13 protein-coding genes are annotated in these 23,195 nt (G+C 67.9%); 3 read left to right on the top strand and 10 right to left on the bottom strand.

The window, feature by feature from the left end; all coding sequences use genetic code 11:
• Positions 1-948, top strand: a 948-nt coding sequence (locus tag AC0SZ7_RS07450; RefSeq protein ID WP_475503780.1) for an efflux RND transporter permease subunit, incomplete at its 5' end; no start/stop codon positions are given.
• An 81-nt stretch (positions 949-1,029) separates the two neighbouring features.
• On the opposite strand, the gene AC0SZ7_RS07445 is transcribed toward AC0SZ7_RS07450, so the two are convergent.
• Both AC0SZ7_RS07445 and AC0SZ7_RS07440 read right to left on the bottom strand, forming a co-directional pair.
• Entirely contained in the window at positions 1,030-2,118 is a 1,089-nt protein-coding gene (locus AC0SZ7_RS07445) for a polyamine ABC transporter substrate-binding protein (protein WP_475503779.1), read from the bottom strand.
• A gap of 34 nt (positions 2,119-2,152) precedes the next feature.
• On the bottom strand, positions 2,153-3,445 hold the full coding sequence (locus AC0SZ7_RS07440) for an NAD(P)/FAD-dependent oxidoreductase (RefSeq protein ID WP_475503778.1): 1,293 nt from the start codon (positions 3,443-3,445) through the stop codon (positions 2,153-2,155).
• 144 nt (positions 3,446-3,589) lie between these two features.
• Here AC0SZ7_RS07440 and AC0SZ7_RS07435 point away from each other — a divergent pair, with 144 nt between their 5' ends.
• On the top strand, positions 3,590-4,477 hold the full coding sequence (locus AC0SZ7_RS07435; protein ID WP_475503777.1) for a LysR substrate-binding domain-containing protein: 888 nt from the start codon (positions 3,590-3,592) through the stop codon (positions 4,475-4,477).
• Positions 4,478-4,513: 36 nt separating this feature from the next.
• On the opposite strand, the gene AC0SZ7_RS07430 is transcribed toward AC0SZ7_RS07435, so the two are convergent.
• From AC0SZ7_RS07430 to AC0SZ7_RS07400, 7 genes are all read right to left on the bottom strand, one after another.
• Complete coding sequence (locus tag AC0SZ7_RS07430) at positions 4,514-5,554, bottom strand: DMT family transporter (protein WP_475503776.1); 1,041 nt, start codon at positions 5,552-5,554, stop codon at positions 4,514-4,516.
• Positions 5,555-6,290: 736 nt separating this feature from the next.
• Positions 6,291-7,004: a Crp/Fnr family transcriptional regulator gene (locus AC0SZ7_RS07425; RefSeq protein WP_475503775.1), complete on the bottom strand. Its 714-nt coding sequence runs from the start codon at positions 7,002-7,004 to the stop codon at positions 6,291-6,293.
• Between the two features lie 21 nt (positions 7,005-7,025).
• Complete coding sequence (locus AC0SZ7_RS07420; protein WP_475503774.1) at positions 7,026-15,407, bottom strand: glycoside hydrolase family 94 protein; 8,382 nt, start codon at positions 15,405-15,407, stop codon at positions 7,026-7,028.
• A gap of 399 nt (positions 15,408-15,806) precedes the next feature.
• Positions 15,807-16,499 carry a phosphate/phosphite/phosphonate ABC transporter substrate-binding protein gene (locus AC0SZ7_RS07415; RefSeq protein WP_475503790.1) on the bottom strand — a complete coding sequence of 231 codons (693 nt, stop codon included), beginning with the start codon at positions 16,497-16,499 and terminating at the stop codon, positions 15,807-15,809.
• Positions 16,500-16,525: 26 nt separating this feature from the next.
• A complete protein-coding gene (locus AC0SZ7_RS07410) occupies positions 16,526-17,470 on the bottom strand; it encodes a fatty acid desaturase (RefSeq protein ID WP_475503773.1) in 945 nt (314 codons plus the stop codon).
• Positions 17,471-17,693: 223 nt separating this feature from the next.
• Positions 17,694-19,793: a TonB-dependent receptor family protein gene (locus tag AC0SZ7_RS07405; RefSeq protein WP_475503789.1), complete on the bottom strand. Its 2,100-nt coding sequence runs from the start codon at positions 19,791-19,793 to the stop codon at positions 17,694-17,696.
• Positions 19,794-20,012: 219 nt separating this feature from the next.
• Positions 20,013-20,912: a LysR family transcriptional regulator gene (locus tag AC0SZ7_RS07400; RefSeq protein ID WP_475503788.1), complete on the bottom strand. Its 900-nt coding sequence runs from the start codon at positions 20,910-20,912 to the stop codon at positions 20,013-20,015.
• A gap of 155 nt (positions 20,913-21,067) precedes the next feature.
• Between AC0SZ7_RS07400 and AC0SZ7_RS07395 the strand changes: the two genes are divergently transcribed.
• A complete protein-coding gene (locus AC0SZ7_RS07395) occupies positions 21,068-21,943 on the top strand; it encodes a DMT family transporter (protein WP_475503772.1) in 876 nt (291 codons plus the stop codon).
• Positions 21,944-21,961: 18 nt separating this feature from the next.
• Here the strand turns inward: AC0SZ7_RS07395 and glcF are convergent, their stop codons facing one another.
• The gene (glcF, locus tag AC0SZ7_RS07390) at positions 21,962-23,194 is read right to left on the bottom strand and encodes a glycolate oxidase subunit GlcF (RefSeq protein ID WP_475503771.1); all 1,233 of its coding nucleotides are present in this window, start codon (positions 23,192-23,194) and stop codon (positions 21,962-21,964) included.
• Between the last annotated feature and the right edge of the window lies 1 nt (position 23,195).

Genomic DNA, 23,195 nt, shown 5'->3' with positions numbered 1-23,195 from the left:
AGCTCCGACGTGCTGGTGGTGATGGTGCAGACCGCCGCCGAAGGCTGCTCGCGCTACGAGACCATGCAGCCGATGGACGAGCTGATGTGGCAGCTGGACAACACCGCGGGCGTGCAGTCGACAGTGTCGCTGGTCACCGTGAGCAAGCAGGTGATCAAGGGCATGAACGAGGGCAACCTGAAGTGGGAAAGCCTGTCGCGCAACCCCGAGGTGCTCAACAGCTCGGTGGCCCGCGCCGACGGGCTGTACAACGGCAACTGTTCGCTGGCACCGCTGCTGGTGTTCCTCAACGACCACAAGGCCGAGACCCTCGACCGCGCCGTGGCGGTGATCAAGCAGTTCGCCGCCAGCCATGACCACGACGGCCTGCAGTTCCAGCTGGCGGCCGGCAACGCGGGCATCGAGGCGGCCACCAACGAGGTGATCAAACAGGCCGAGCTGACTATCCTGATCCTGGTGTACATCTGCGTGGCGGTGATGTGCCTGATCACCTTCCGCTCGTTCGCCGCCACGCTGTGCATTGTGTTGCCGCTGGTGCTGACCTCGGTGCTGGGCAACGCGCTGATGGCGTTCATGGGCATCGGCGTGAAGGTGGCGACCCTGCCGGTGGTGGCGCTGGGCGTTGGCATTGGCGTGGATTACGGCATCTACATCTACAGCCGCCTGGAAAGCTTCCTGCGCGCCGGCCTGCCGTTGCAGGAAGCCTATTACCAGACGCTGAAATCCACCGGCAAGGCGGTGCTGTTCACCGGCCTGTGCCTGGCGATCGGCGTGTGCACCTGGATCTTCTCGGCCATCAAGTTCCAGGCCGACATGGGCCTGATGCTGACGTTCATGCTGCTGTGGAACATGTTCGGTGCGCTGTGGCTGCTGCCGGCGCTGGCGCGGTTCCTGATCAAGCCGGAGAAGATGGCGGGCAAGGCGGGGGGATCGATATTCGCGCACTGACGCGGCCTACCGCCGCTGCTACACGGCACCTCGCGTAGCAGCTGCCGCAGGCTGCGTCCGGGCGTTACGCGGACGACGGGGTCAGGTGTTGGTCTTGAGCTTGGTCCACAAGCGCGTGGTCAGCCGGGCAATGGCCGGCGGCAGGTCCTCGACGATGAACACCCGCTCCATCACGTCCTTGGGCGGGTAGATGGCCGGGTCGTTCTTCACCGCAGGCGTCAGGTAGGCATCCGCCGCGCTGTTGGGGTTGGCGTAATGAATGCTGTTGCTGATGTTGGCGATCACTTGCGGCGTCAGCAGGTAGTTCATGTAGGCGTAGCCGTTCTTCTCGTGGGGCGCGGCCTTGGGCATCACCACCATGTCCATCCACAGGGTCGAGCCCTCTTTTGGAATCGAGTAGGCGATGTCGATGCCGTTGTGGGCCTCCTTGGCGCTGGCGGCGGCCTGGACGATGTCGCCGTTGAAGCCGATCACCGCGCAGATATTGCCGTTGGCCAGGTCGCTGACGTACTTCGAGGCGTGGAAATACTGAATGTACGGACGGATTTTCAGCAGCGCGGCCTCGGCCTGCTTGTAGTCGGCGGGCTCATGGCTGTGGTGCGGCAGGCCCAGGTAATTGAGGGTGATGGGCAGCACCTGGGTGGGGTTGTCGATGATCGCCACGCCGCACTGGCTGAGTTTATTGATGTTGGCTTCGTCGAAGAACAGGCTCCATGACCGGGTAACGTCGGTGCTGCCGAAGATCGCCTTGATCTTTTCGACGTTGTAGCCGATGCCGGCGGTGCCCCACATGTATGGGAAGCCGTACTGGTTGCCGGGGTCATTGGTTTCCAGTTTCTTCATCAGCACCGGGTCGAGGTTCTGCCAATTCGGCAGTTGGCGCCGGTCCAGCTTCTGGATGGCGCCGGCCTTGATCAGGCGCGAGAGGAAGTGGTTGGACGGGCTGACCACGTCATAGCCGGAGTTGCCGGTCATCAGTTTCGACTCCAGCACCTCGTTGCTGTCGTGCAGGTCGTAGGTGGCCTTGATGCCGGTGGCCTGGGTGAAGTTCACCAGGGTGTCGTCGGCGATGTAGCCGTTCCAGTTGGAGATGCTGACCTGTTCGTCGGCACCCGCGGCGAGCGCGAGGGTGGAGACCAGGGTTGCCGTGTAAAGCGTGAGTGCGCGCATGTTCTTGGACCTGTCGGGTTGACGTTATTGTTGTTCAGATTTCGCTGCGGGCGCGGACTGTTTCCACGCGCATGCGCAGCCACGCGCCGATATCCAGCAGCGGCTTGGGCGGCAGCCAGCCAGGGCGGGCGCGCTCGAGCACGGCCGACAGCAGCGGCGAGCGTTGGTCGCTGGCCAGCTCCGCCAGCAGCCGGCCCCACAGGGTGCCGCGGGCCACGCCCGAGCCGTTGCAGCCCGCCACCGCGTACAGGCCGCGTTCGACCTCGGCGAAGTACGGCTGGCCCGAACGCGAGGCGCTGAGGTGGCCGGTCCAGGTGTAGCGAATGTCCTCGGCGGCCAGCCACGGGAAGCGCCGTTGCAGGCCTTGCAGGTGGTGCTGACGGCGCTGCAGCAGTTGCGCGGCGGTCAGGTCGGTGCCGCGGTATTCGGCGGTGTTGCGGATCATCACCCGGCGGTCCGGGGTTAGCCGCACGGTGGCGCCCAGCGGGCGGGTGGACAGCACGCCCCACGGCGCGACGTCGCCCAGTTCCTGCTCGCTCAAGGGGCGGGTCAGGCTGGCGCTGAGCTCCATGGGGAAGGTGGCGCTGGCAGCAAGGCCGCTGCGGGCGATGAAGGCGTTCAGGCACACCAGCACCCGTGGTGCGCTGACGCTGCCATGCTCGGCCAGGGCGCGGAACCCGCCGTTGGCCAGCCGCTCAAGGCCGGTGACTGCGGTGTGTTCGTGCACCGTGACCGTGGCGGGCAGGGTGTCGAGCAGGCCGCGCACGTACTTGGCCGGCTGCAGCAGGGCATTGCCGCCCGCGCACTCGATGGCCGCCTGGTAATGGCCGGTGCCCAGGCGCTGCTGCAACGCCGCGCCCTGCAGGAAGCTGGCCTCGGCACCCACGGCGCGCAGGGTGGCCAGGGTGGCGTCGATGTCAGTGAGCTTGGCCGGGTCGTTGACCGCGAACAGGTAGCCGTCGTCGCGCAACTCGCAGTCGATGGCCAGGCGTGCCAGGCGCTGGCGCAGTTCGTCATTGGCGGCGCGAGAAATGGCGGTGTCCGCCTGGTAACCGGCGAAGCCTGGCTGGCCGATCAGTTCGTGGCCAGCTGGATGCTCGTGGGCCACGGCGAACCCGGAATTGCGTGCCGAGGCGCCCTGGGCGGCGCGTTGCCGGTCGAGCACGATGATGTGCGCCTGGGGGTGAAGTCCTGCCAACGCATGGGCGGCGTTGAGCCCGGTGATGCCGGCGCCGATGATCAGGAAGTCGGCCTGGCGGCTGCCGTTCAGGCGAGCGCGCGGGGCGGCGCTGCCCGCCAGCGCTATCCAGCCACAGTGATTGTTCATGGTTTGCCTCGATAAGAACCCGGCCTTCGCCAGCATGCAGAATATGCATGCTGGCTTTCAGTGGTCGGCCGTCGTGGCTACAATTTATGAGGTGGTGGAGGCTGCGGCCAACGTTAAATTCTCATTCGTCTATTCGGAAAACGCATGGATAACATTCGGCACGTGCCGTCGCTGCAAGGCTTGCAGGCTCTGGTGGAAGTGGCGGACAGCGGCAGTTTCACCCAGGCCGCCACAGTACTGTGCCTGACCCAGAGCGCGGTCAGCCGCAAGGTGCAGCAGTTGGAAAGCCATTTCGGCGTGCCGTTGCTGCTGCGCAACAGCCGAGGTTTGCAGGTCACGCCCGAGGGCGAGCAGGTGCTGGCCAGTGCGCGGCAGATCATTGGGCAGTTGCAGGCACTGCATGAACGCCTGTCGCCGCAGAAGCGGCCGTTCCGTATTCGTATGCACGTGTCGTTGGCGGTGCGCTGGCTGCTGCCCAAACTCAGCGATTTCTACCTGCGCCACCCCGAGGTGGCCCTGGCCATTGAGACCGTGGCCACCGAGGTGGTGGAACCGTCCAGCGACAGCGATGCGTTCATCCTCTACCTGCCGCAGCCGCCCGCTGACCCGGCCTGCCTGACCCTGTTCGAGGAAGCGCTGGTGCCGGTGTGCGCGCCGGGCCTGGGGCCGTTGACGGCTTTCGATGACCTGCAGCGGTTCGCCTTGCTGCACCGCTCGGCCGACCGCCAGGCCTGGCGCGAATGGCTGGCGGCGCATGGCGACCGGCCGCTGGACGCCTACCGGCACATCCCCTTCAACCTCGACGAACTGGCGCTGGACGCTGCCGCCCGAGGACTGGGCGTGGCCGTCACCGACCAGACCCTGGCCCAGGAGTCCCTGGACCGCGGGGTGTTGATAGTGCCGTTCGGCCCGGCGTTGCGTACCGGCGGCGTCTACGCCCTGTGCCCGCAGCCCTCGGCCGCCAGCCACCCGGCCTGCACACAGGTGATGCAGTGGTTCCAGGCCCAGGCCGCCCCTACGCCGCACTTGTAGCCGCAGCCTTCGGCAGCGGCTACAGGGCGCGTTGGGTCAGTGATCGTGGCGGTGGTGAATATCGGGAAAGTGCGCGTGGCTGTGGCGCAGCGGCTGGTGCTGGTGCGAGTGCACGTGGGGCTCCACGCCGTCCCAGGCGAAATCATGGCTGTGCTGGTGGTGCTCGTCATGCACGTGGGGGTGGGTATGGGCCATCGGGTCGTGCTGGTGTTCGTGGGCGTGGTGTTCGGTGAGGTGAATCCACACGCCCACGGCCATCAGCGCCGCCGCCAGCCAGAAGCTCGCGGTGACCGGCTCGCCAAGCACCAGGAGGGCGATGGCCGCGCCCAGGAACGGCGCCGTGGAGAAATACGCGCCGGTGCGCGCCGAGCCCAGCCCGCGCAGGGCCAGCACGAACAGCACCAGGCTGACGCCATAGCCCAGCAGGCCCACCAGCAGGGTAGGCGCCAGCAACGCCAGCCCCGGCAGCTGCGCGCCCAGCAGCAGCGCCAGGGCGGTGTTCACCGCGCCCGCCACCAGGCCCTTGATGCCGGCCAAAAACAGCGCGTCCGAGGCGGACACTTTGCGCGTCAGGTTGTTGTCGATGGCCCAGCACAGGCACGCCGCCGCCACGCCCAGCGGGCCCGGCAGGCCGGGCAACTGCAGGCCGGCGCCCGGCCAGGCCAGCACCACGCCGCCGGCGACGATCACCGCCATGCCCAGCACGATGCGCCGGTCGGCGTTTTCCTTGAACACCACCCAGGCCAGCAGCGCGGTCAGCACCGATTCCAGGTTCAGCAGCAGCGAGGCACTGGCCGCCGGGGTGCGTGTCAGCGCCAGCATCAGCGCCACTGGCCCCAACACCCCGCCAAAGCCGATGGCTCCCAGCAGCCACGACCACTCGCCGGGCGCCAGTCGCGGGCGCTGCCAGCCCTTGTCGCGCAGCAGCCGCACGGCCAGCAGGCCGACGCCGCTGCCCAGGTACAACAGGCCGGCCAGCAGCACCGGGTGAATGGCCAGGCCGAGGAGTTTGGCCAGCGGCGTGCTGGCGCCGAACAGCGCGGCGGCGGCCAGGGCGTAGAGGATGCTGATGGGCATGGCAAAAACCGAAGCAGGCTGGACAGACCCCCATCATACCCGTAGCAGCAACTGTCTTGTGGGAGCGGGCTGGCCAGCGAGCTGTTGGGGCCAAAAAGCTCGCTGGCAAGCCAGCTCCCACAGTGTGTACCTCGGCACACCGGGGCGAAGCTGGACGCCGCCTTCGGCAGCTGCTACGGGGGCGTGCTACCCGCCGATCGCGTCGTCTGCATCGCGGCCAAGGCCGGCTCCTACCCCGCACGCAACGCGGTTTCTGTAGCAGCGGCCGCAGGCCGCGTCCGAGGCGTCGCGCTTTTCCCGGCACATTGCGGTGAACCTGACGCCGCCTTCGGCAGCTGCTACAGGGGCGTGCGCCCCGCCGATCGCGTCGTCTGCATCGCGGCCAAGGCCGGCTCCTACCCCGCACGCAACGCGGTTTCTGTAGCAGCGGCCGCAGGCCGCGTCCAAGGCGCCGCGCTTTTCCCGGCACACTGCGGTGAACCCGGACGCCGCCTTCGGCAGCTGCTACGGGGGCGTGCTACCCGCCGATCGCGTCGTTTGCATCGCGGCCAAGGCCGGCTCCTACCCCGCACGCAACGCGGTTTCTGTAGCAGCGGCCGCAGGCCGCGTCCAAGGCGCCGCGCTTTTCCCGGCACATTGCGGTGAACCTGACGCCGCCTTCGGCAGCTGCTACAGGGGCGTGCGACCCGCCGATCGCGTCGTCTGCATTGCGGCCAAGGCCGGCTCCTACGTACTGTCAGGGTAGGTACGGCAGCAGGCGCTCGGTTTCCTTGCGCACCACCGCGTAGCATTCGCAGCTCAGCTGTTCCAGGCGGGCGCGGTCGAGCACTTTGATGTGCCCGCGGCTGTATTCGATCACGCCCAGGCGCTGCAGCTTGCCCGCAGCGTCGGTGACGCCTTCGCGGCGCACGCCGAGCATGTTGGCGATCAGTTCCTGGGTCATGGTCAGCTCATCGCCCGGCAGCCGGTCCAGGGACAGCAGCAGCCACCGGCACAGCTGCTGGTCGATGGAGTGGTGACGGTTGCACACGGCCGTCTGCGCCATCTGCGTGATCAGCGCCTGGGTGTAGCGCAGCATCAGCAACAGCATGTCGCCGTGGCGGTTGAACTCGTCCTTCAGCCGCTGCCCAGGCAGCCGCCAGGCGTGCCCGGCGCTTTGCACGATGGCGCGGCTGGGGGTGCTTTCGCCGCCCATGAACACCGCCACGCCGATCAGGCCTTCGTTGCCCACCACCGAAATCTCCGCCGAAGCGCCGTTTTCCATCACGTACAGCAGCGAGACAATGGCGTTGGTGGGAAAATACACATGCCGCAGGGCGTCGCCGGATTCGTACAGCACCTTGCCCAGCGGCAGGTCGACCAGGGTCAGGTGCGGCCGCAGGCGCGCGAGCGCCTCGGCGGGCAGGGCGGCGAGGAGGTGGTTCTGGTGGGGCAGCGGGGCGTTTGGCATGAGCACACCATACGCCTGTTTTCAGGCCTCCCCACGGACTCTCTGCTTGCCATCGGCGCTCAGTACCACCGCGCTCTCGGTGCCGCGCTTCACGTCGAAGTGATGCACCGTGCCTTCAAATCGATACTCCAGGCTGTACCCAGCCCAGTCCGCCGGCAGCAGCGGCTGCAGGCGTAACGTCGTGGCCTGGCGCCGCACACCCAGCAATGATTCGAGGACCAACCGGTACATCCACCCTGCAGAGCCGGTGTACCAGGTCCAGCCGCCACGCCCGGCATGGGGGCCGGCGCCGTAGACGTCGGCCGCCATCACGTAGGGCTCAACCTTGTAGCGGTCGATCAGCGCCGGGCTGCCCTGGCGCACCGGGTTGATCAGGCGCATCAGCTCCCACGCCTTGTCGGCGTCGCCCAGGGCGGCGAAGGCCATGCTCGCCCACACGGCGGCATGGCTGTACTGGCCACCGTTCTCGCGCACGCCCGGCACGTAGCCCTTGATATAGCCAGGGTCCAGCTGGCCCTTGTCGAAGGGCGGGGTCAGCAGCTGCACGATGCCGAGATCACGGCGTACCAGGTTGGTGTCCAGCGCCGCCATGGCCTGGCGCGCCCTGGTACGGGGCGCCGCTTCGGACAGCACGGCCCAGCTCTGGGCGATGGAGTCGATACGGCATTCGTCGTTGCTGGCAGACCCCAGCACCTGGCCGTCGTCGAACCAGGCCCGGCGGTACCAGGCGCCGTCCCAGGCATGGGCGTCCAGCTGGGTTTGCAGCGCGCTGGCGCGTTCGCCACAGCGCAGGGCAAAGGCGCTGTCGCCATGGCGCTGGGCCGTCACGGCGAACTGCTGAAGCACGTCGTAACCGAAGAATCCCAGCCACACGCTTTCGCCCAGGCCGCGCTCGCCCACCCGGTTCATGCCGTCGTTCCAGTCGCCGCTGCCCATCAGCGGCAAGCCATGGGCGCCGCATTGCAGGCCGTGGTCCAGGGCCCGCTGGCAGTGCTGGTACAGGCTTTCGGGCTGGCCGCAGATGCCGGGCAGGTCGTAATAGGACTCTTCGTCCGGGTTCAGCAGCCGGCCCTGGGCGTAGTCGACGCGCTCGTCCAGCACCCCCAGGTCGCCGGTCACCTGTACATAGCGGCTGGTGGCCAGGGGCAGCCACAGCAGGTCATCCGAGCAGCGGGTGCGGACGCCGCGGTCCAGTGGCGGGTGCCACCAGTGTTGCACGTCGCCTTCGCGGAACTGATGGCGGGCGCACAGCAGGAGGTGGCTGCGCGCCGCCTCGGGTGCGGCGTGCAGCATGGCCATGCTGTCCTGCAGCTGGTCGCGGTAGCCGATGGCGCCGCCCGACTGGTAAAAGCCGCTGCGGCCCCAGAAGCGGCTGGCGATGACCTGGTACATCAGCCAGCCGTTGAGCAGCACGTCCAGGCTTGGGTCAGGCGTCTTGACCTGCACGGCGCCCAGGGTGGTGCGCCAGTGCGCGCGCACGTTGTCCAGCTCCACGGCTGCCGCGCGGGCGCCACGGTACTGCTGCACGCGGCGGGTGGCGGCGGTGGCGTCGTGTTCGGCGCCCAGGCGGAAAATCACCTCCTGGCTGGCGCCGTCGGCCAGCGCCAGGCTGACCTGCATCACCGAGCAGGGGTCCAGGCCACCGCCACTGCGCCCTTGCAGGTGGGAGCGCGACAGCGCCGCCGGCGCCTGCAGGCTGCCATGGCGGCCGAGGAATTCGGCGCGGTCGCAGGTGATGCGCCGCCCCGGCTCGTCGGTGTCGAGAAAGGCCACGCGCTGGCTGAATTCGATCGACCAGGCATTGCGGGCGAACAGCGCGCCGCTGAACGGGTCAGCCTCGGTCACCACGTGCATGGCCGACTTGCTGCGCAGGTCGCCCAGCACCCACTCCACGTAGCAGGTGGCCGACAGGCGTCGTGGGCGGCCGCTGCTGTTACGCACGATCAGCCGCGAAAACTTCACCGGCGCATCCAGCGCCACGTACACCCACAGTTCGCTGTGCACGCCGTCCTGCTCATGTTCGAACACGCTGTAGCCGAAGCCGTGGCGGGTGCGGTAGCGGCCGCTGCCCGGGCACGGCTGCGGCGTGGGCGACCAGAAACGACCGCTGTCTTCATCGCGCAGGTACAGGGCCTCGCCACTGCCGTCGCTGACCGGGTCGTTGTGCCAGGGGGTAAGGCGGTACTCGTGGGCATTCTCCGCCCAGGTGTAGGCGCTGCCCACTTCTGACACCAGGGTGCCGAACTGCGGGTTGGCCAGCACGTTGACCCAAGGCGCTGGCGTCGGCTGGCCGGGGGTGTGGTCGATGATGTATTCGCGGCCGTCGGTGCTGAACCCACCGTAGGCGTTGGCCAGCAGCAGCGCCGGGTCCGGTTCCGGCAGCGGCGCCTGCACCGGCAGGGTCACCAGGCTGGCATCGAAGCGCGGCAGCGCCGGTTCGCTGCGCCGCCGGTGCACCTGCTCCGCCAGGCTGCCGAGGCTGTCGCGCAGCACCAGGCGCGCCACCGACAGCAGCAGGGTACGGTCCTCGGCCGACAACTGCTGGGCCGGGCGCACGAAAATGCCGCCCGGGCGGTCCACCAGGCTGGCTTCGCTGCCCGAGGTCACCAGGCCCATGATCAGGTCCTGCAATACCTGCCGGTAACCCGCCTGGCTTTCGTTCCAGATCACCAGGTCGACGGTCAGGCCTTTCTGCCGCCAGTAGGCGTGGGCCTGCACCATCTGCCGCACCAGTTCCAGGTTGGCGGCGTCGCCGATCTGCACCAGCACAATGGGCCGGTCGCCGGAAATGGCCTGGCCCCACAGCCCCGACTGGTTGCGGCGGTTGCTCAGCAGGGTGGCGCTGGCGGCGCGCAGCCCGGCGTTGGCGTAGATCACCGACGCGGCCATGTGCTCGAACATGTGGGCGTCGGTGCTGGATGCGTTTAGCTGGCGCAGCAGCACCTGGCTGTGGGTCCAGGCCAGGTCGAAGACGCGGTCGGCCAGGTGCCGGTCGCGGTATTTGTGGATCAGTTGCACGCAAGCCTCGCGGCTGGCGGCAAGGCCTGTCACCAGGTCCAGGGTCGCCGTCTGCCCCGGGTCCAGGGTAATGCGGCAGCGTACCGCGACAATCGGGTCCAGCACCGGGCCCTGCCTGCCGCTCAAATGTTCGACGCCCGGGTCGAGGGCCGCAGGCGCCATCAATGTGCGGTTGCGCCCAATGAAGCGGGCGCGGTCGGTTTCGTAGGAAATGCTGTCGATATCGACGCCATGGGCGGCCAGCAGGTGGCACAGCCATGGCAGCGTCTCAAGCTGTGAGCGCGGCCGGCGGGTGCAGACAATGGCCTGCAGTTCGGGCAGCAGTTCGGTCTGCACGAACAGCTTGCTGAACGCCGGGTGCAGGGCGTCCTCCAGGGCCGGGGCCAGTACCACTTCGGCGTAGCTGGTGAGTTCCAGGGTGCGCCGGCTGCGGCCGCGGTTGGTGAGGTGCAGGCGCCGCAGCTCGACGTCGTCCTCGGGCGACACGACGATCTCGGTGTGGCAGTCGAAATGCCGTTCGCGCAGGCGGAACTCGGCTCGCGCGTCACTGAAAATCGCTTCCTGGCTATAGGGGGTATGCAAGGTTGGCTGGTGGCTGGTGGACCAGAACGCGCCGCTGGCGACGTCGCGCAGGTAGCAGAAGGTGCCAAGGTTGTCGTTGACGCTGTCCTCGCGCCAGCGGGTCACGGCCAGTTCATTGCAACGGCTGTAGCCGGCCCCGGCGCTGTTGACCATCACGTGGTAGCGGCCGTTGGACAGCAGCTGGACGGCGGGGCGCTGCTGCGCGGGGTCGTTGAATACCCGCAGCACTGCTTCGCCGTGGCGGGCACTGTCGTCGCTGGCGCTGGTGTGGTCGGCCTGCAGGTAACGCGCGGCGTTTTTCGGCACGCGCTCCTGCAGCAGCAGGGCGCAGGCCTGGAACTGCGGGTCGGACTCGAAACGGCGCTGCATGGGCCGCTCCAGCAGCACCGAGGTCAGGGCCAGCAGGCTCATGCCCTGGTGGTGGGCCATGAACGAACGCACCACCGCCTGGCGTTGCCCCGGCGGCAGGCGCGCCTGGGTGTAGTCCACTGCCTCGTACAGGCCCAGGCGGCCGCTCAGGCCTTGTTCGTCCAGGCGTTGCAGGTTGCGGCTGGCCGCTTGCGGGTCGACCATCAGCGCCAGCACGCTGGCGTAGGGCGCCACCACGCGGTCCTCGCCCAGGCCGCGCTTGAGCCCCAGCCCCGGCACGCCGAACGCGCGGTACTGGTAATTGAAGGCGGCGTCCTGGGCGTTGTACGCCGACTCGGAGACGCCCCACGGCAGCCCCAGCTGGTTGCCGTATTCAACCTGGCGGGCCACGGCAGCCTGGCAGCTCTGGTCCAGCAGGGTGCCGGCGTAGGTGGGCATCACCAATAGCGGCATCAGGTATTCGAACATCGAGCCCGACCACGACAGCAGCACCGGCACGCCGCCGTTGCTGGTCAGCAGCCGGCCCAGGGAGAACCAGCTGGCCTGGGGCACCTGGCCCTGGGCGATGGCGACGAAATGGGTGAGGCGCACCTCCGACGCAAGCAGGTCGTAGTAGGCGCTGTCCAGGCGGCGTTCGCTGGCGTTGTAGCCAATGGCGAAGAGGTCTCGCGGCGCGTCGTAGAGAAAACTGAAGTCCATCACTGCCATGGCGGCGACACGGGCGGCCAGGGTGCTGGCCAGCCGGGCCAGGTCTGCGGGCGGGGCGCTCAGTTCCTGGTGCAGGTCCAGGCACTGCGCGTGCAGCGCCTGGTGCCAGTAGGTGACGTCTTCGGCGCTGCCGGGCACGGGCAGCGCAATGCCCCGTTGCAGCAATTGCAGCAGGGCGGGCTGGGCGCCATCGTCGGCGTGTAGCCAGGCCTGCGTGTCGCTGCGCAGGTCGTCGACAACCTGCGCCGGCAGGTCGGCAGCGGCGCAGGCGGCCAGCAACACATCCAGGGTGTCCAGCAAGCCGTTGACCACCGGCTTGCCAGCGGCGGGCCCCGCTGCCAGCGCCAGCAGGCCGGGGCGCAGGGTCAGCAGCAGGCCGGCGAGGTTGCCGCTGTCCACGGTGCTTATATACAACGGCGCCAACGGCGTCAGCGCCTGGGTGTCATACCAGTTGTAGAAATGGCCGCGGTAGCGTTCCAGGCCTTCCATGCTGGTCAGCATCAGGTCCAGGCGTTGCAGCAGGCGGCCACGGCCCAGGTAGCCAAAATCATGGGCGGCCAGGTGCGCCAGCAGCGCCATGCCCAGGTTGGTGGGCGAGGTGCGGTGGGCCACGTGGGCGTACGGGGGCTCCTGGATATTGTCCGGTACCAGCCAATGGTCGTCGGCGCTCACGTATTGGTCGAAGAACGCCCAGGTTCGCCGGGCCAGGGTGCGCAGGAAGCGCCGCTCCTCGGCCGAGGGGTCGAACACTGCCAGGGTCGAGGGCCGGCTGACCCACCAGGCCAGGGCAGGCCCGGCCAGCCACAGCAGCAGGAAGGGCGCGGCCACGCCCAGGGTCATGGGCCGGGCCAGCAACATCACGCCCAGCCCAACCGCCAGCAGCGGGCAGGCCCACAGGCTGCAATACAGGCCGAGCAGCTCGTTGCTGCCGCTGCGCTCCACGTCCCGGGAGGCGCTCCATTGCAGCAGGTGGCGTTTGCTCACGGCCATGCGCCACAGCGTGCGGGCGATGGCATCCAGGCTGAACGCCGCCTCGAACGGCAGCCACGCCAACGCCAGGCCGCTGCGCACGAACTGCAGCCCGGCGCTGCGCAGGGCAGCGGCCAGGTGTTGGCGCCATGATGCTTCGGTGGACTTGTGCAGCACCCCCAGCAGGCTGTCGAGCAGTGGTTGCACCAGCAGCAGGGCCAGCACGGTCAGGGTCCAGGCCAGCGGCTGGGCACTGCCCAGCCAGCCCCACAGCAGCAGCGCCAGTACGGCGGCCGGCTCCAGGCTGCGGCGCAGGTTGTCGAAAATCTTCCAGCGTGCCAGGGCATTCAGGCCGGTGCTGCGCCAGCCACCCGCAGCGCCCCTGGCCCACGGCAGCAGCCACGGCAGCAACTGCCAGTCGCCGCGTATCCAGCGGTGGCGGCGCTTGACGTCGGTGCTGTAGCCGGACGGGTATTGCTCGAACAGTTGCACATCGCTGAGCAGCCCTGAATGCGCGTAGCAGCCCTCGATCAGGTCGTGGCTGAGAATGCGGTTGGCCGGGAAGCGACCGTGCAGCGCCTGCTCGAAGGCGTCGACATCGTAGATGCCCTTGCCGATGAACGAGCCGTTGTCGAACAGGTCCTGGTACACGTCGGACACCGCGCGGGTGTAGGGGTCGATGCCGGCGTCAGTGCCGAACAGGCAGGCGTACAGCGAGCGGGCGGCGCTGGGCAGGCTGATGCCCACGCGCGGTTGCAGGATGGCGTAGCCGGCCACCACCTTGCCGGCCGCGTCCAGGCGGGCGTGGTTGAGCGGGTGCTCCATGGCGCCGACGAACTGCCGTGCGGTGTCGCGGGGCAGCTGGGTGTCGGTGTCCAGGGTGATCACGTAGCGCACGCGGCCCAGAGCCTCGATGGCGCCGACGATCAGCGCAAAGCCTGCACGGTTGCCCTCGCGCAGCAGGCTGTTGAGCTCTGCGAGCTTGCCGCGCTTGCGCTCGGCGCCCATCCACACCTGCTCGGCGGGGTTCCACAGCCGTGGCCGGTGCAGCAGGAAGAAACGCTCGCCAGCAGGGCCCGGATAGGCCTGGTTCAGCGCCTCGATCAACTGCCTGGCCTGGGCCAGCAACGCTTCATCCCCCGGCTGGCTGGCGGCCGGGGCATCCATGAAGTCGGTCAGCAGGGCAAAGTGCAGGTGTTCGTCGCGGTTGGCCAGGAAGCGCACGTCCAGCTCTTCCACCAATGCCTGCAGGTCGGCCACGCTGGCGATCAGCGTGGGTACCACCACCAGGGTGCGCGCGGCGGCGGGTATCCCTTCGCTGAAATCCAGGCGCGGCAACTGGCAGGGCGGTACGGTGAAGGTCACCAGGCCGTTGACCAGATTCATCGCCAGGCGGCTGGTCAACAGCAGGGCCGGCAGGGCCAGGAGTAACAGGGTCAGGCCGTCGACGGCGGCCAGCAGGGGCCACGCCAGCAGCAGCGACAGCAGGGCCACCGGGCCAAGGAAAAACGCCAGCGGCGCCTCGCGCAGCAACCGCTGCCCACGCTCAGCGAAAGGTACCTGGGCGTGCAATTGCCGTTCAAGCGTCGCCAGGCCGCTGCCTATCAGGTAATGGCCGACATGCCCGGCCACCGGGTCGCCCGGGGCCAGGCGGTGCTGGTCCATTGCCAGGGCCAGCACCGCCATGGCGATGTTGGCCTCGGTGTGGCGGCAATGGCGGGCCAGGCGTTCGATCACATGGCGGTAGTGGTCGCGGCTGGCGAAGTCCATGGCCGCATAGACACCCGCCGGGTCCTCGCGCAGGGTGCGCTCCACATGGCTCATGCGCTCGACGAACTCACGCCAGTCGGTGGTCGCCAAGCCGCGCAGGCTGGCGACGCTGTTGCTGATGGACACTTTGTCGGCGGCCTGCTGCTGGGCGTCCAACTGCACCAGGCGCTCGATGGTCTGCCCGGACTCGGCCAGCATCTGCTCCACCCAGGTCAGCGCCTGAATCAACAGGGCGCTCTGGCCTTGCAGGCGGCGGGTCAGCTCGGCAACGAAGGCCGGCGACATGGTCGGTTCCGAGCGGGCCATGTCGGCCACCGCCAGCACCACGTTGCGTGGGGCGTGCTCGGCGGTGTCGGTGAGCCGGTCCGCCCAGTCATTGGCCAGGTTGCGGTCGGCCCAGTTGGCCATGACCCGTGAAGCCACCCGGCGCAGGTTTTCGATAAGCGCCAGGCGCAGCATGATGGCAATGCCCCACAGCTCGCCCAGGGTCAGGGCCGTCACCGTCTGGTAGGCGTCGACAAAACGCACCAGGCTGTCCTCGTCGACGCGGCCGTCGCCGTGGGCAATGGTTTCCAGGGCAATGTCGTAGACCCGTGGCAGCCCGGCGCAGGGGCCATTGGCCAGGCGCGGCAATTCACGGCTGTAGCCTTTGGGCAGGTGGCTGCGGGCAATGCGGATGTGTTCCTCCACCAGGTAATAATTATCCAGCAGCCATTCCGCTGCCGGGGTCACGCGGCGGGTAGAGGGGTGAGCGCGGGCCAGCGCTGCGCAGCTGTGCGCCAGGGTGGCGTGGTTGTCGCCAAGGCGCGTCAGCAGCGAATCACTGCCGCCACGCGGGCTTAGCGCATGCTGGCGCGCCAGCAGGATGCCGTGGTCGGCCATCTGCTCGGCGCTGAACAATTCGGCGCGCAGGATGGCCTCGTAGGTGAAGTTACGGGGTGTGGGTGGCAGCAGCCGGGCGAGCAGTTGGGGCCAGAAAGCATTCATGGAGATCCTTGCCATGGGGCAGGATTTCAGTGTGGGCGGGTGGGGTGACGAGGTCTGTGCGTTAGCGTACAGACGCGGTGGCAAACCGCAGTTGAAATCCAGCCGTCCCCCGGTAAACCGGGTGTGATCTGGCTTTTGACGTGGCTTTTGACGTGGCTTGTGATCTAGCTGTTGATCTTGATTGTATGCCCCGTAAAGCGCCCGCGCCGGAAGGAGGGGACCCGTAGCGCAGCGTAGGGCCCAAGCAGGGGCAAGCGTTTTTTGCTTACTTTTTTTGGCGTCTGAAAAAAAGTGAGTCGGCGTAAGGCCGAAACGGTCGGTGGTCGCGCCGCGAAAATGGATATATTCGAAATCGCCGAAGCGGGAAACCAAATCCGTGACCATCAGCGCGCGCCCGCGCTACGGCGCTTGGTAATCGGCAAGCGTCGCCCGCATCACCGTCCTAATCCCCAGCACCCCACGAAACGCCAACAACGCCTCATTCATCGCAGCACGCACGCTTTCAACCTCCACACCCACCGCCCGAGTAATGTAAGGCAGGGTCGGGCTCTGCCGCGTACGCCCAAGAATACGCACGCCGGCCACCTCCTCGGCAGGCAGGTAGGCGAAGGTCACGCTGTCGATGGCCGCCAGGTCGGCCTTGCCGGTCGCCACCCAGGCCAGGCTTTGCCGGTGGCTGCCGCTCAGGCTTTCACGGCCGAAGAACTGCCCGCGCGGGGCCAGGGCTTCGAGGGTGTCGTACAGCAAGTGCGTGCCGCTGTTGGAGTCGCGGCTGTTCAGCGCCACATGGCTGCCACGCCATTGCTCAAGCGCGTGGCGGGGGTCGTCGCGGCGCACCACCAACAGGCTGCAGTGCATGCCATCGCGGGCATCAGGCAGGTCGAAGCAGGGGCGGCCGATGACCTGCACCTGTTCACCCAGGCGGGTTCGCAGCGGGTAGCCGCAGGTCTGCGCCAGCAGCAACCGCGGGTGCAGCCACAGGTCATACAGGTCGCCGGCGAAGCGCTCGCGCGCGCCAACGCCCAGCAGTTGCAAGGTCAGCGCCAGCCATTGTTCGCTGGCTTCGCGCACGGCGGCGGGCGCCACGTACATGGGCAGTTCGGCGATTTGCGCGACGGTCACGGCTGGGCTCCTGAATGCCAGGGGTGCCGCGGGCTGTCGATGGGGCGCAAGCCGTGGCGGCGGAACAGTTCACCATAGCCGCTCACCAGGAACTGGCCACTGCGGTGCAGCCAGTCGTCGCGGCGCGCGGCGTACACCCGGGGCAGGTAGTACCAGGGCAGCCCCGGCAGGTCATGGTGCACCAGGTGCAGGTTGAGGTTGAGGAACAGCCAGCGCCACGGCCAGCCGGCTTCGTTGAGTACCGAGCGCTGCTCCGGCGCGGCGGCAGGGCGGTGCTCGTAGTAGGAGCGCACCATGGACAGTGCCAACGCCAGCACGCTGGCCAGCAGGTAGGTGCCAATCGACAGGCCCTGGCCATGTACGTAGGCCAGCAGCACCGTCACCCAGGCGCCATGGCACAGCCACATGCCCCAGCCTTCGCCGCGGCGCAGGCGTGCCAGTTGGCCACGCACCAGGCTGACCAACGCCAGTACCGGCCCCACCAGCAGGCGCCCGCACAGGGTCTTGTTCAGCCAGTGCAGGCACCGCTCGGCATGGCTGCTGCGGTCCCAGGCGTGGTCGCCCAGGTAACGGCTTTCAGGGTCCAGGTCGGGGCGGGTCAGTTCGCTGTCGCGGTGGTGGCGCAGGTGGTCGTCGCGGTACAGGGTGTAGGGGTACCAGATGGCGATGGGCGCGTAGCCCAGCAACTTGTTCAGCTGCGGCCAGCGGGTTGGGTGGCCGTGCAGCAGTTCGTGCTGCAGTGACATCCACAGGGTGATCAGCGGCACCAGCAACAGCAGTGTCACGCCCTGGCCCAGGTGTGGGCTGGCGTGCACCAGGCCGAACCAGCCGGCCCAGGTGCCCAGCAACAGCAGCCAGGTAGGCCAGTCGCTGCGGGCGGTCCGGGTGGCAAGCAGGTGGTTGATATGCCGCTGGTGGGCGGCGTCGAGGTAGGCAGGCATAAGGTGCGACCGGCAGTGCTGATGGCCGCACCTTAGCAAGTCTGGTTATGTGCGAATAATCATATTGTGCTACTTGCATAGAACCAGAGTGCATTAAACCTCATGCGCCTGCCGCGGGATTCAATCATGGCCACCACCGGCCGCCCGCGCGGCCTATCGCGGCCAAGGCCGGCTCCTACATCTGTTGCAACGTGCCATGGCCGGATAGGGCGGCGTTGTGAGGTCAGAACCGGTAGGAGACCCCCGTGGTCACGCCGAAGCCGTCGCCGACGTAGAAGTTCGCCGAGTCCACGCCCTTGAGGTCGTAGGTGCTCTGGGTGGCGGTGACGTAGTGCTTGTCGGTGAGGTTGCGGGCGTCGAGGAACACGTTCCAGCGCTGGCCCGGGGCCTGGTAGCCGACCTTGGCGCCGAAGATGGTGTATTCGGGAGCCTTCACGGTGTTGGCGAAGTCGGCGTAGTAGCTGGAGGCATGGTTCATGTTCAGCTCGCCATAGAAGCCGCTGGGGTGCTGGTACTGCAGGGCGGCCTGGTACACCTGGCGGGGCAGGCCGGGCAGCTGGTTGTGGCCGAAGGTGGGGTCGTTGCGGAAGTAGAAGTCGTTCACCGTGAATGCCTGGCGCCAGTTGACGCTGGCGCCGTGGCTGCCGGTCCACAAGCGGGTGTTCAGCCCCAGCTCCACGCCCTGGTGGATGGTGCCCGAGGCGTTGGTATCGGAGATCACCTGGTTGGAGGTGGCGGTGGCTTCGGCGATCACCGCCGACAGCAGCTCGCCTTGCACCCAGGAGCGGTACACCGTCAGGCTGCCGTCGAAAATGCCCTGGCTACCGCGGATGCCCAGCTCCACGGTGTTGGCCTTCTGCGCGTGCAACGGGGTGACGTAGGGGTTGGATACCGGCCCTGTGGAGTAGTACCAGGTCACCGGCGGGTCGATGGAGCGGCTGACGTTGCCGTACACCTGCAGGCCCGGCGCGAGCGCGTAGCGGAAGCCGATGCGCGGGGCCAGGTTCCAGTCGTCGTAGTCCACCGCGCTGGGGAATTCGCTGGTGTTGGCGTTGGTGGAATAGGTGCTGCGCACGTCGCGCTTGGTGTTAGCCAGCGACAGGCCGGTGGTCAGCCAGGTGCGGTCGGTGAGCTGCAGTTCGTTGCCCAGCGAGAACACCGTGTCGCGCGAGCTGGCGAAGTCGTACTTCTGCACCAGCGCCCAGGTGTTGGGGTCGCGGACCTTCTCGTTACCGGGCATCAGCGTGGTGTTGCTGAAGCTCAGGGTGGTATCGCTGGGCAGGCCGAACAGGCTGTCGCCCTTGCGCAGGTAGCGCACCGAGGTGGAGAGGTCGGTGGAGTCCCACTGGCCGGGGTTGGCGTAGTAGTGCAGGCCGTCGGTGAGGGTGTAGTGGTGGTAGCCCAGGCCCACTTCCAGCTTGGAGTTGTCGTCGAAGGTGTAGGTGGTGGTGCTGCCCAGCAAGGTGGTGCCGGGCTTCTTGCGCACCCAGCGGTAGTTGTTGGCGGTGGGGTCGTGCTTGATCTGGTAGAGGGTGAGGGGGCTGGCGTTGGTGTTGACCTCGTCGCGGTAGCGGAAGGTCACGCGGGTCTCCAGCTTGTCGTTGAACACGTGGCCGAAGTTGGCGATCACGTCGTTGCCGTGGTTGGGCGAGTCGTCCTGGTAGCCGCGCCGTTCGTTGTGCAGTACCGACAGGTAGTAGTCGCTGTCGCCGACCACGCCGCCGGTGCTCAGCTGTTCCTTCTTGTAGCCGAAGCTGCCGCCTTCCAGCCGTACGTAGTTGCCCGGCGAGGTGTAGCCGGTGTGGGTCACCATGTTGATGGCGCCGCCCAGGTTCAGCGCGCTGTACTCGAAGGCGTTGGCGCCCGACAGTACCTCGGTGTGGTCGACGGCGGCCATGTCCAGCAGGTCCTCCTGGGTGCCGCCGGGGCCGGTGATGGGGATGCCGTCGTACAGGTACTTGATGCCCAGCGCATAGCCGCCGTAGAAACTGTCGAGGCCCGAGCCGCGAATGGATATCTTCGCGGCGCTCTGGCCGCTGGTGGCCTGGGCGTACACCCCCGGCTGGTAGGCCAGCACATCCTCGGCGGTGGCGGCGCGGCCTTTTTCCACCTCCTTGTTGTCGACCACGCTGGTGGCGCCGGCCACCTTGTTCAAGCGCGCCTTGTCGGCCTGGGCGTCGGTCTGGGCATGGCCGGTGACTTCCACGGTGCCAAGGCTTGGGGTGGTGTCATCGGCGTGGGCGGGGTTGGCAAGGATGGCCAGCGTGATGGCCGCGGCCAGTGGCAGGCGGGCGAAGGCGCGCGTGCGCGCCGGGTGGTTCATGGTCAAGTGCAATACCCCTGAGAGTCCATAGTCTGTGAGGAGCATCTATGTGAATAGTCTGGCTCGCAGGTGCTACAGCAAATGCCGTACCAGCCGGGCTAGAGCGGTTTCTGCGGGTTTGCGCGGGGTGGCGAGGTGGGCTGGGGGGCAGTTTGTGGATGGGCTGTTGCCACGGCGACAGCGACCGCGTAACGGCCGGACGCCGCCTGGCGGCAGCTGCTACGAGGTCTGCGCGGGGAGGTGGGCGACCAGGTAGTCGATCAGCACGCGGCACTTGGGTGGCAGGTAACGGTTGGGCGGGTACAGCAGCCAGGCGGTGCCGTGGTAGGTGGTCTCGTAGCGCCACTGCGGCAGCACTTCCACCACACGGCCTTCGGCCAGGGCCCTGGCGGCGGTGAAGTACGGCAGGCAGCCGATGCCAAGGTCGGCCAGCACGGCGTCCAGGCGCACTTCGCTGTGGTTACTGGCCAGGCGCCCGCTGACGTTGACCAGCACCTTTTCGCCGCTGTCACGGTGGCGCAGCTGCCAGCGGCTGTCCCCCGGGGTTTCGCCCAGGTAGATGCAGCTGTGCCCGGCCAACTCGTCGGGGTGCTGCGCAATGCCGGCTTGCGCCAGGTACTGTGGGCTGGCGCACAGTTGCTGGTGCACCTCCATCAGCGGCCGCGCGGCCAGGCCTGGCGGCGGCGCGTCGGTGATGCGCACCAGCAGGTCGAGGTCGTCGGCCATCAGGTCGCTGGGCTGGTCGCTGAGCAACAGTTGCACGTCCACCTGCGGGTAGCGCTGCAGGAAGCCGGGCAGCAGCGGGCTGATGATCTGCCGCCCCAGAGCCTTGGGCGCGCTCAGCTTGACCAGGCCCTGGGGGCTGCTGACGAAGCGCTCGGCGATTTCCTGCACGCCACGCGCCGCGTGCACCACCTCGCGGCAGCGGGCATAGACCTCGTTGCCCACTTCGGTGACGCGCAGCTTGCGGGTGGTGCGCTCCAGCAGTTTCACGCTCAGGGCCTGTTCCAGCGCCGCCACCTGGCGGCTCACGGCAGAGGCGGTCAGGCCAAGGTGTTCGGCGGCTGCCGAGAAGCTGCCCAGTTCCACCACCTTGGCGAACACGGACATCAGTGGCATCAGCCGGTTGGTGGATTCATTCTCGTGGCGCACAACTGTTGTCCTGGTGAGGGGGCTAATCGCCCGGCGGGCGCCCGACGATAATCCGCAGGCCGCGCTGGAATGTCCAGCCGCTTAGACCAAGGTTGTGGGCCATGCCGTTATCGAAAAGCCGAATGAGTGAATGGATGCTGTTGTTGGTGGCGCTGATCTGGGGCACCAGTTATGGCGTGGCCAAGAGTGCGCTGGTGTTTTACCCGGTGCTGGGTTTCCTGTGTGTGCGCTTCATTCTCACCTTCGTGCTGCTGACGCCCTGGCTGCGCCAGCACTGGCGCGTGGCGCTGAAACCGGGGCTGCTGCTGGGCGTGTTGCTGTGGGCCATTTTTCTCGCCGAGACCTTCGGCGTGGCGCACACCACGGCCAGCAACGCTGCGTTCCTGATCAGCCTGTGCGTGGTGCTGACGCCGCTGGTGGAATGGGCGATGTTCAAGCGCCGGCCCAGCGCCCAGGCGTTTGCCTGTGCCGGCCTGTCGTTGCTGGGCGCGTTGCTGCTGACCGGCGGCGCCAGCATCAGCTTGAACGCGGGTGACTGGCTGATGCTGCTGGCCGCGTTGCTGCGCGCGTTCATGGTGTGCAGCACGCGCAAATTGCTGGTGAACAAGGACATCCCGGCACTGGCGCTGACGGCGGTGGAAGTCGGCGTGGTGGGCTTTGGCTGCCTGTTGTTGCTGGTGCTGACCACCGGCGCCATCCCGCCGCTGCCCAGCACCTGGTCGTTCTGGGGCGCAACGGTGTACCTGGTGCTGTTCTGCACGCTGTTCGCGTTCTTTGCGCAGATATCGGCCCTGGGCCACACCAGCCCCAGCCGCGCCTCGCTGCTGATGGGCACCGAACCGCTGTTCGGCGCCTGCTTCGCGGTGCTGTGGCTCAATGAACAACTGACGATGATGGCGTGGGCGGGCGGGGTATTGATTGTGCTGGCGTCGTTGTGGGGCACACGCCCCGAGAAAGCGCCCGGCGTGCCGGTCCCCGGGGCGCCCACATCCGCGTAGCAGCGGCCGCGGCAGCGGCTACGCGTTAGTGGTTGTGGGCAGGGCTTCGTCGATGATTTCTATCCAGTGCCGCACGGGGGTGCGGCCGGCGCTGTCCAGGTGCGCCTGGCAGCCGATGTTGGCGGTGACAATGACGTCCGGGTGGCCGCTTTCCAGCGCGCCCAGGCGGTTGTCGCGCAACTGCCGGGCCAGCGCCGGCTGCGTCAGCGAATAGGTGCCCGCCGAGCCGCAGCACAGGTGGCCATCGGGCACCGCGCTGAGGCTGAAGCCCAGGCGCGTCAGCACGCCTTCCACCGCGCCGCCCAGTTTCTGCGCGTGCTGCAGGGTGCACGGGCAGTGGAAAGCCAGGCGCAGCTCGCTGCGCACCGCCAATTCGTGCAGCGGTTCATCACGCAGCACCTCCACCAGGTCCTGCGCCAGGGCACTGACGCGCCGGGCCTTGTCGGCGTAGTGCGGATCATCCTTGAGCAATACGGCGTACTCCTTGACGAACGCGCCGCAGCCGCTGGCCGTCTGCACGATGGCTTCGACCCCGGCCTGCACCGCCGGCCACCAGGCATCGATGTTGCGCCGCGCGCGGTCCAGGCCGCGAGGCTGGGCATTGCCGTGGAAGTCCACGGCCCCGCAGCAACCGGCGTGGGGCGCAGGAATCAGGCTGATGCCCAGGCGGTCGAGTACCCGCGCGGTGGCGGCGTTGGTGTTGGGCGAGAAACCCGGCTGCACGCAGCCTTCTAGAATCAGCATGCGCCGTGGGTGGCGGATGGCCGGGCGCACGCCGGCAGGCCTGGCCGTGCGCGGCAGCTTGGCCTGCAGGCCGCCGGGCAGCCACGGCCGCAGCACCTGGCCGGCGCGGGTCAGGGCGGTGAACAGGCCGGGGTGCGGCACCACGGCGCGCAGGCCGCTGCGCAGCAGGCGTTCGCCCAGGGGGCGGGGCACCTGCTGCTCGATGAAGTCGCGGCCGATGTCCAGCAGGGTGTGGTACTCCACGCCCGACGGGCAGGTGCTCTCGCAGTTGCGGCAGCTTAGGCAGCGGTCCAGGTGGGTCTGGGTGGCGGCGGTGATGGGCGCGCCTTCGAGCATTTCCTTCATCAGGTAGATGCGCCCGCGCGGGCCGTCCAGCTCGTCGCCCAGCAACTGGTAGGTGGGGCAGGTGGCGTTGCAGAAGCCGCAGTGCACGCAGCTGCGCAGCACCTTTTCCGCTTCGGCGGCGCGGGGCAGCAGGCGCGCCTGTTCGCTGAGGTGGGTTTGCATG

This window comes from Pseudomonas sp. JC1203, from assembly GCF_056175065.1.
The sequence above is the reverse complement of the archived record's forward strand: the minus strand, read 5'-3'. Positions and strand labels throughout refer to the sequence as shown.